This window comes from Vibrio sp. 1402 (assembly GCF_033340275.1).
Genome location: NZ_JAWOWE010000086.1, coordinates 1 through 1,095, shown reverse-complemented (window position 1 = coordinate 1,095; position 1,095 = coordinate 1). Strand labels below are relative to the sequence as shown.

Annotated in this window: 2 protein-coding genes; both read right to left on the bottom strand. The window is 42.6% G+C overall.

The genetic code is table 11. The features are described from left to right. Positions 1 to 449: putative capsular polysaccharide synthesis family protein (locus R7044_RS24295; RefSeq protein ID WP_225455883.1), on the bottom strand; the 449-nt coding region annotated here is incomplete at its 3' end. 18 nt (positions 450 to 467) lie between these two features. After that, a partial coding sequence (locus R7044_RS24290) for an O-antigen ligase family protein (protein ID WP_225455882.1) occupies positions 468 to 1,095 on the bottom strand: 628 nt, incomplete at its 5' end.

The window sequence follows — 1,095 nt, the reverse complement described above, 5'->3', positions numbered from 1 at the left end:
ATGTTGATGTAGTTATCAAAGCAATGCTCGAGATGCTTGTAGGTCACTTCCATATCGCGGTGGATGGCGTCGTTCTTTTTGCCTTCGATAAATTGCAGATGCAAATCTTGGAAAAAACGGGAGAAAACTGTCGCAATCGGGTCACGGATTAATGTAACGATCTTGATTTGCTCGCGCTTTTGCAAAATGCGCTTGCGTTGATTCAGAACCAAACGGTACATCGCGCGATTTTTAAAATCGAAGAATTTACTCACATCCTTTTTGTTGTGGTACATGTGAAATTCTTCATGATCGTCAAACGTGTGGATGTGGTAGCTCGGAATATTACGCGCTTCCAAAGTATGCTCGATAGATGACGAGCCCACTTTCCCCATTTGATACACCAAGACGAAGTTATCAGCCCGAAGTTCTCGGTTCTTTTCAAATTGTCGAGCGATAGAGTATTTCATTGATCAAATCCTTGATTATTAAAATTCGTGACTTTTATTGACTGGCAGCGAATGGATGACGGTCTGAGGTTCTGGTGTTCGTTTTCGACTGATCATAACTGGCAACAAAAGTATCAAAATGATGGTGGTATTTACGGCAACGAAGAACACCATGATGAGGGCGTAAACCGCGAGTAAAAGACTTTTTCTGTTGTCATCGATACTGCGAAAACAAAATTTGATGAAAAGAAAGTAGCCTCCAAACAGAAACGCAATGCCGAGCAAACCGTATTCGATGGCGGTATCGAGCACAAAGTTGTGGGTGTAAATTGCTAATTCATCGTAGTTGAAGTAATCGATCATAAAGTTGGGCAGCATTTTGGCGCCCACGCCTAAAATAGGGTGCTGCGTTAAGATATCCATGCCGTTTGCGAGTAGCAGCTTGCGATGCAAGTTGGACACCCATCGCGCTTCACTTTGGTTGGCAAACAAAATGTCTTCTTGAGTGATCTCCAGTTTATCGGCAAGAGCATCAAAACCGACGTAGAGCGTGGTAGAGACTGTTCCAATAACCATAAATGCCAACGCCAAGAGAAGCATCCATGTATAGGTTTCACTGATGGTTTTTCGCATCCAGTTTTTAATAACAATCTGATCGAGAAAAAAC